Below are 7655 nucleotides of genomic sequence, written 5' to 3'. Positions count from 1 at the left end.
CAGCACGGCGAGCAGTGCGACGGATCCGGCGACGATGCCGACGACCGCGCCGCGGGAGAGTCCGCGTCGGGCCGGCGCCGGCACCGCGGCATCCGTCGACCCCGGCCACGCGCCCACGGCCGCGGACCCCGCCTCGCGGAGCAGGGCCGCGCGCGCCTCGGCGAGCGTGGCCGCCCACGCCTCGGCCGAGGCGCGTCCCTCGGCATCCGGATACCGCGACGGATGGCGCTCCCACGACTCGCGGGCGAAGGCGTCCTCCACGATCGCGGGGGAGAGGGGGGCGACGGCGTCGAGGCGCAGCACCTGCCGCGCGATGTTCGGGTCCACAGCGGGATCATACGGTGCCGAACGCCCGGGTGCCCATGCCATGGGCGGACGACCCGTGTCAAGACCCTCCCCGGATCGCGATCCAGTGCATAGACATGACTGCGCGGGCACCCGAAGCCCGTGACAGGCCGTCGGTCCGCGCACGAGTTCGACCGTGCACACCCCGGAAGCTTCCGGGCGACCGGCGGCCTGACCGATTCCCCCGCATCGGAAGGACCACCTTGGGCAATCTCATGCTCGGCCGCATCGTCCGGATCGACCTGCCGGACGACGTGCTCGCGCACGTCCACGCGGTGGTCATCGCGAAGATGCGGGTGCGCGAGCCCGTGATCGTCGGCTGGGTCGCCGACGACGGCCACCACGACGAGGTCATGGTGAACCCCACCATGCCGATCCTCGCCCAGTACGACACTGACGAGGAGCCCCGCCTCGACCGGCGCTGGATGAACCGCCTCATGATGGCGGCGAACGCGGTCCGCGGGCTGCAGCTCACGCCGGATCTCGTCGACGCCCTGCGCGCCATCGACGGCGAGACGACGGATGCCGCGGAGTCGGCCGTCGGCCCGTCCTAGACGCCTCCGGCCCACGTCGCGACGCATCCCGCCGCCCGAAGCCGTGCGGATGTCGGCCCCCGGTGACACGATGGGGGAGTGCCGGAGATGCCCGAGGTCGAGGCGCTCGCCGGGTTCCTCCGCGAGCGCGCGGTCGGGCGTGCCGTCGCCTCGGCACGCGTGGCGGCGATCTCCGCGCTGAAGACGTTCGACCCGCCGCTCCAGGCGCTCGAGGGACGAACCGTCACCGCGGTCTCCCGGCACGGCAAGTTCCTCGACCTCGAGTTCGGCGCGGATGCCGACGCCGGAGCTGCCGACTCGCTGCACCTCGCCTTCCACCTCGCGCGCGCCGGGTGGTTGCGCTGGTACGACGTGGTGCCCGCGACCGTGCTCCGTCCGGGCAAGTCGCCCATCGCCCTGCGCGTCCGCCTCGACGACGGCTCCGGGTTCGACCTGACCGAGGCCGGCACCAAGAAGTCGCTCGCGGTGTACGTGGTCCGCGATCCGGAGCAGGTGCCGGGCATCGCCCGACTGGGTCCCGATCCCATGACCGAGGGGTTCGGTCCCGACGAGTTCGCCGCCCTGCTCGCTGGCCGGCGCACGCAGGTCAAGGGGCTGCTTCGCGACCAGTCCGTCCTCGCGGGCATCGGCAACGCGTACTCCGACGAGATCCTCCACGCCGCGAAGATGTCGCCGTACAAGCTCGCCGCGTCCCTCACGCCCGACGAGGTCGCGCGGCTCTACGCGGCGATGCGGGAGACCCTCGGGGAGGCGCTCGCCGAGGCATCCGGGCGGCCCGCCGCCGAACTGAAGGACGCCAAGCGCCGACGCCTGCGCGTCCACGGCCGGACCGGCGAGGCGTGTCCGGTCTGCGGCGACACGATCCGACAGGTCGAGTTCCACGACTCGACGTTCCAGTACTGCCCGACCTGCCAGACGGGCGGCAAGCCGCTCGCCGATCGCGTGCGTTCCCGGCTGCTGAAGTAGGGCTGAGGGGATGCCGCGAGGCCGCTGATTCGGGCCCCGTTCCCAGCCGCACGGTGGTTCACTCGCCGCATGGCCCCGTTCGCGATGTTCCCGCTCGGCAGCGTGCTCTTCCCGCACATGCCGCTCGCGCTGCGCGTGTTCGAGGAGCGCTACCTCGTGATGATGTCGCGCGTGCTCGGCGCCCGCCCCGCCGAGTTCGGCGTCGTGCTCATCGAGAGCGGACGCGAGGCCGCGGGCGCGGAGGCCCAGCGACGCTTCCGTCACGGGACGGTCGCGGAGGTGACCGAACTCGGCGAGACCGACGGGATGCTCGCGGTCCTCGCGCGCGGCGGTCGGCGCATCGAGGTCGTCGAGTGGCTCGACGACGATCCGCATCCCGCGGCCATCGTCCGCGACGTGCCCGAGCTCGAATGGGATCCGTCGCTCGCCCCGCTCCTGGCGCAGGCCGAGCTCGTCGTCCGGCGGACGATCGCCAGGGCGAGCGAGTTCGTGGAGCTGCCGTGGGACGCGGACGTGGGACTCAGCGACGACCCCGTGGCATCCGCGTGGCAGCTCGCGGGGATCGCGCCGCTCACGCCGCTCGACCAGGTCCGGCTCCTCGGCTCGCGCAGCCTCCGCGACCTGCTCGTGGGCCTGATCGACCTCACCCACGGCGCGGGCGAGGTCCTCACCGCGGCCTGGACCGCCGAGGACGACCTCGACGCCGAGCTCGCCTCGCTCGGGGAGGGCCTCGCGACCGGCGAGGGGGCGCACCGGCCGGGCACCGACACCGAAACCGAAACCGCCGAGACCGTCGACGACCCCGACAGCACCGACCGCACCGACAGTACCGACGCCACCGACGACCCCGAGGAGACGCACCCGTGACCGATCGATGGACCCGCGTGACCTGCCCCGATTGCGGTGCGACCGCCGCCGCGCTCGTGACCGTCGTCCCCACGATGGGCGACGCCGGCCTCGCCGTCAGTTCGTACCGATGCCCGAACGGATGCCGCCTCGACGACGTGCACGCGGGCGTCGACGAGGCCCTCGGCATCCGTCACGTGTTCGGATGACCGGGGTCGGGACCACGGACTAGCGGCGCGGTTCGCCTTCGGACGGCGCGCGGTCGCCGCCGTCGAGGACATCCGGGTCCACGGCTTCCGCGCCGCGCGCGTGCTCATCGCGCTCGGCGCGCAGCCGATCCGCATCGGAGCGGTGCTCGCGGCTGCGGTCGGCCAGGCGCTCGGCCTCGAGCTGCGCCTCCGCCGCCTTGGCCTGCGCGTCGCGGGCAGCGGCGTCCGCCTTCGCCGCGCGGACCTCGCGTTCGCGCGCGGCCTCTTCGACCTCGGCCGCTCGATCGCGCATCTCCGCGGCCTCGTGGCGCCGGCCCTCGACCTGCTTCTCGCGACGCCGGTTGGAGGTCGCGATCCACGCGATGACGGCGATGAGGGCGATCAGGGCGATCACGCCGACGACGATCCAGATGATGGTGCTGGTGTCCATCTCCACGGTTGTTCCACCTTCCCGTTCGGGCTCGAACACACTCAACCGCGGACGGGCCGTGACGTGAACGGGGTTGCGCGGCGCGCTCCGGCTGTGCTCAGGGCGTCGGCGAGTCGTCCTGACCGCGGCGGCGGGCGTGCGCGCGAGCGAGGATGTCGGACACCTCGCGGTCCTCCGTCTGCCGGAAGTCGAGATAGTGCATGCCCACCGACATGAAGCCCGGCGGCACCTCGAGGCACACGACCTCGTCCGCCTCCGGGATGCCCTCGAGCGCCCGCGGCGAGGCCACGGGCACCGCCAGGACGACCCGCACCGCACCGCGCTCACGGGCGACCCGACACGCGACCCGGGCCGTCGCCCCGGTCGCGACGCCGTCGTCGACGACGACCGCGGTGCGTCCGGCGAGCGGAACGGGCGGCCGGTCTCCCCGGAAGCGTCGCACCCGGGCCTCGAGCTCGGCCCGCTCCCGGCGCTCGACACCGGCGAACTCCTCGGGCGTCACGCGGCCGAGGCCGACGACGTCCTCGTTCACGATCTCGGCATCCTCCTCGCCCACGGCGCCCATGGCGACCTCGGGCCGCGAGGGGAGTCCGAGCTTGCGGACCACGAGCACGTCGAGCGGAGCGCCGAGGACTCGGGCGACCTCGTCGGCGACCGGGACGCCGCCGCGTGGGAGCCCGAGCACGACGGCGTCGCCGAGGTCCAGCCGCGCGACCGATTCCGAGAGCCGGCGGCCCGCGTCACGCCGGTCGGCGAACCGGATCACGCTCCGGTCCCGCGCCCGGCTGCGGCGCCGTCGGCCGAGTTCGCCATTCGCTCATGTTCGCATATGCTGTCAGCACCCTTCCCCCTGAACGGGGGAACCCGTTCAGACTGGGATCGGCGCGCTCCCCCGCGCGGCCGTTCAACTTGGAGTGCCCCGTGGGACGTCACAGCGTCGCGGCTCCGGCGAAGGCGCCGAGCCGCCGATTCATCCTGTCCGTCGGTGCCGGCGTGGCGGTCATCGCCCTCGTCGCGTCCGGCGTCTACCTGTGGGTGGGCGGTCACCTGAACCCGCTCCTCGCGGCCGCCGACCAGCCGGCGTGCGATGAGCCGGAGCAGGTCGTCGTCGTCGCCGACACGTCGATCGCCAAGTCGGTGGCCCAGCTCGCCGAGGACTTCGACGCCGACCCGAAGCGATGCGTCGTGACCGAGGTGCGCGCGCAGGACTCGGCCGACACCGCGGCATCCGTCGCCGCCGGCACCGCCGACGCCGACGTCTGGATCCCCGACTCGACCGTGTGGATCGATCGCACGCGCGCGACGGCCACGTCGCTCGGCCTCGGCGCGCCGGTCCTCGAGGTCGGCGACTCCATCGTGTCGTCGCCCATCGTGTTCGCGGCGGCCGCGTCCGACGCCGAGGAGCTGGCGAAGGAGCCCGTGAGCTGGGCCCGCGTGCTGAGCGGCCAGCTCCCCGCGCTGCTGCCCGACCCCGAGGCATCCGCCGCGAGCCTCGCGAGCCTGTACGCGCTGAAGGGGCAGACCTCGCCCGACGACCCGCGCCAGTTCGCCGGTGCGATGATCGCGCTGAGCAAGTCGATCCCCGCGTCGACGGATGCTGCCATGGCCACCGTCACCTCGTCGTCCACGCCGATGATCACGCTCACCAGCGAAGCGCGGGTCGTGGCGCACAACGCCGACAAGTCGGCGGAGCCGCTCGTCGCGGCCTACCCCACCGAGGGCACCGTGGCCCTCGACTATCCCTTCGTCCGCATGGCGAAGGAGCGGACCGAGAACCTCGACGCGTTCCGCACGGCGCTCTCGAAGGCCGGCGACCACTTCGCCGAGGCGGGCTTCCGCGCCCCCGACGGCACCGGCGAGCTCGAGGCCCGCGGGGTGGCCGCGACCGCGCCGCCCGCGCAGGGCGAGCTCGACGGGGCTTCCCAGATCGAGATCCTGCGGTCGTGGGGTGTGCTGACCATGCGCGGTCGCATGCTCGCGGTCATCGACGTCTCCGGGTCGATGCAGGACCCCGCGGCGAACGGACTCCGTCGCATCGACGTGTTCCAGCAGGCCGCGATGGGAGCGGTCCAGAAGTTCTCCGGCGAGGCCGAGCTGGGCGTCTGGCTGTTCTCGACGGCCCGCAACGGCAACCTCGACTACGAGGACGTCGCCCCGATCGCCCCGCTCGCCGACGCTGCGCACACGCAGCGCATCGCCGGCATCATCCAGTCCCTGCCCTCGCGACTGGGCGGCGCGACCGGCCTCTACGACACCACGCTCGACGCGGTGAAGCGCGTGCGCGAGACCTACGACCCCGAGAAGGTCAACTCGGTGCTCGTCATCACCGACGGCAAGAACGAGGACGAGAACGGCATCAGCCTCGAGCAGCTCCTCGCCGAGCTCGCGAAGATGGACGATCCCAACCAGCCGGTTCCGGTCATCATGATCGGCTTCGGACCCGACACCGACCTCCAGGCCATGCAGCAGATCGCCAAGGCCACCAAGGGCGGGGCGTACTCGGCGGCGCAGCCCGAGGACCTCGGCACGGTGCTGGTCGACGCCATCTCGCAGCGCACCTGCCGCCCCGACTGCGGCTGACGCCGACGGTCGGCTGACGTCGTTCAGTGCGCGGCGGGCGCCTGGACCATGTCGGCCGGGCGACGGACCATCGTCGCGCCGACGATCGCGAAGACCGACACGATGGCGCCGACGAGGAACGCCGCGCGCACTCCCGCGGCCTGCGCCGCGATCGCATCGGTGCCGCCCGCCTCGGCGGTGGCCGCCGTGGCGGTCATGACCGTGATGAACATCGCGGTGCCCGCCGCTCCGGCGACCTGCTGGAGCGTGCCGACGATGGCCGACCCGTGCGAGTACAGGCGCGGCTCGACCGATCCGAGGGCGCTCGTGAACAGCGGGGTGAACATGAAGGCGAGCGCCGTCGAGAGCGTCACGTGCGCGACGAGGACCATCCACGGGGGCGTCGTCTCGGTCACGAGCGTGAGCGACCACAGCACGCCGCTCACCACGATGCTGCCGGGCACGAGCAGCGGCGTCGGGCCCACCCGGTCGTAGAGGCGCCCCACCGTGGGGCCGAGCAGGCCCATGACGAGGCCGCCCGGCAGGACCAGGAGCCCGGTCGCGAGCGGCTCGAGTCCGAGCACGTCCTGGAGGTAGATGGGCAGGAGGATGATCGTGCCGAACAGCGCCGCCATCATCACGGCCATCATCGCGATCGACACCGCGAAGTTCCGGGTCCGGAAGGTGCGCAGGTCGAGCAGCGCTCGATCGGTGCGCTGCAGGGCGACCTGGCGCAGGATGAACGCGAGCACGCCGACGGCACCGATCGCGAGCGCGAGCCACATCGGCACGGCGTCGCCAGGCGCTCGACCGCTCACGACGCCGCCGACCAGGCTGAGCCCGTACACGAGGCCGCCGAAGCCGAACGCGGAGAGCACGACCGAGCCGAGGTCGATGGGGAAGACGCGCGTCTGGCCGACGTCGGTCACGCGCCGCAGGCCGATCACGAGCATCGCGACGGCGATCGGCAGGACCAGCCAGAACATGTACCGCCAGCCGAGCGAGTTGAGGATCAACCCGGAGATCGCCGGGCCGATGGCGGGCGCGACCGACATCACGATCGACACCCGGCCCATGATGCGGCCGCGATCGGACGGGGCCACGAGCGTCATGAGCGTGGTCATGAGCAGCGGCATCATGATCGCGGTGCCGGTCGCCTGCACGATGCGCGCCGCGAGGAGCACCTCGAAGCCGGGTGCGAGCGCGGCGAGCAGCGTGCCCGCCGAGAAGAGGCTCATCGCGGTGCCGAAGACGGGGCGGGTGCGGAATCGCTGCAGCAGGAACCCGGTGATCGGGATCACTACGGCCATCGTGAGCATGAAGGCGGTTGTGAGCCACTGCGCCGCGGTGAGCGTGACGCCGAGGTCGTCGACCAGCTCGGGGATCGCGACGCTCATGATCGTCTCGTTGAGGAACACGACGAACGTCGCCGCGAGCAGCAGCCAGATCACCCGCGTGTCGCGCGCCTCCCGATCGGTCGGCGAGGTCGGCGGGGTCGGCGTGGCCGGATGCCGCGAGCCGGGCATCGCCTCCTCGGATCCGAGGGCGGCGTCGCCGGGCGGCAGGGTGATCGAGCCGGTCTCGGGTGCGGTGCGTTCGGTCACGGGCGTCCTCGTCTGTCTCGATCGTGTGCGTCGCGTCGCCGGCCCGCGTCCATGCGGGAATGGCGACGGCGAACGCGAGATGCAACCGAGATCCGGAGGCGCGCTATTCCCGTTTCCGCCGAACCATGCGCTTGCATGCGCC

Annotated in this window: 9 protein-coding genes; 5 read left to right on the top strand and 4 right to left on the bottom strand. The window is 72.7% G+C overall.

Annotation, left to right across the window (positions count from 1 at the left end; translation table 11 throughout):
• Window positions 1–327: hypothetical protein (locus AVP42_RS12300; protein WP_157356828.1), on the bottom strand; the 327-nt coding region annotated here is incomplete at its 3' end.
• A gap of 221 nt (window positions 328–548) precedes the next feature.
• Between AVP42_RS12300 and AVP42_RS12295 the strand changes: the two genes are divergently transcribed.
• The 4 genes from AVP42_RS12295 to AVP42_RS12280 all read left to right on the top strand — a co-directional run bounded on the left by AVP42_RS12295 (window position 549) and on the right by AVP42_RS12280 (window position 2920).
• Window positions 549–899 (top strand): hypothetical protein, encoded by a 351-nt coding sequence (locus AVP42_RS12295; RefSeq protein ID WP_157356827.1) that lies wholly within the window; start codon window positions 549–551, stop codon window positions 897–899.
• A 78-nt stretch (window positions 900–977) separates the two neighbouring features.
• Entirely contained in the window at window positions 978–1865 is an 888-nt protein-coding gene (locus AVP42_RS12290) for an Fpg/Nei family DNA glycosylase (RefSeq protein WP_067949447.1), read from the top strand.
• A gap of 69 nt (window positions 1866–1934) precedes the next feature.
• The gene (locus AVP42_RS12285) at window positions 1935–2732 is read left to right on the top strand and encodes an LON peptidase substrate-binding domain-containing protein (protein WP_231878615.1); all 798 of its coding nucleotides are present in this window, start codon (window positions 1935–1937) and stop codon (window positions 2730–2732) included.
• Complete coding sequence (locus tag AVP42_RS12280; RefSeq protein WP_067949445.1) at window positions 2729–2920, top strand: hypothetical protein; 192 nt, start codon at window positions 2729–2731, stop codon at window positions 2918–2920. The genes AVP42_RS12285 and AVP42_RS12280 overlap by 4 nt, the downstream gene beginning before the upstream one ends.
• A gap of 19 nt (window positions 2921–2939) precedes the next feature.
• On the opposite strand, the gene AVP42_RS12275 is transcribed toward AVP42_RS12280, so the two are convergent.
• Together AVP42_RS12275 and AVP42_RS12270 are read right to left on the bottom strand one after the other, a co-directional pair.
• A complete protein-coding gene (locus AVP42_RS12275; protein WP_067949443.1) occupies window positions 2940–3350 on the bottom strand; it encodes a hypothetical protein in 411 nt (136 codons plus the stop codon).
• Between the two features lie 97 nt (window positions 3351–3447).
• Window positions 3448–4116, bottom strand: a complete 669-nt coding sequence (locus AVP42_RS12270; RefSeq protein WP_067949441.1) for a phosphoribosyltransferase — start codon at window positions 4114–4116, stop codon at window positions 3448–3450.
• A 155-nt stretch (window positions 4117–4271) separates the two neighbouring features.
• Between AVP42_RS12270 and AVP42_RS12265 the strand changes: the two genes are divergently transcribed.
• Window positions 4272–5930, top strand: coding sequence for a substrate-binding domain-containing protein (locus tag AVP42_RS12265; protein ID WP_067949439.1), 1659 nt, complete (start codon window positions 4272–4274; stop codon window positions 5928–5930).
• Between the two features lie 23 nt (window positions 5931–5953).
• On the opposite strand, the gene AVP42_RS12260 is transcribed toward AVP42_RS12265, so the two are convergent.
• Window positions 5954–7435 (bottom strand): MDR family MFS transporter, encoded by a 1482-nt coding sequence (locus AVP42_RS12260; protein WP_067949454.1) that lies wholly within the window; start codon window positions 7433–7435, stop codon window positions 5954–5956.
• Window positions 7436–7655 lie beyond the last annotated feature (220 nt).

Origin of the sequence: Agromyces sp. NDB4Y10 (assembly GCF_001620055.1) — a bacterium.
Taxonomy (GTDB): Bacteria; Actinomycetota; Actinomycetes; order Actinomycetales; family Microbacteriaceae; genus Agromyces; species Agromyces indicus.
This window is presented reverse-complemented; position numbering and strand designations above follow the sequence as displayed.

What these genes read in the sequence shown, in the direction of transcription:
- AVP42_RS12285 (WP_231878615.1), top strand. Translation starts at nt 1,935, where the DNA reads ATGGCCCCGTTCGCGATGTTCCCGCTCGGCAGCGTGCTCTTCCCGCAC.
- AVP42_RS12275 (WP_067949443.1), bottom strand. Translation starts at nt 3,350, where the DNA reads ATGGACACCAGCACCATCATCTGGATCGTCGTCGGCGTGATCGCCCTG.
- AVP42_RS12260 (WP_067949454.1), bottom strand. Translation starts at nt 7,435, where the DNA reads ATGCCCGGCTCGCGGCATCCGGCCACGCCGACCCCGCCGACCTCGCCG.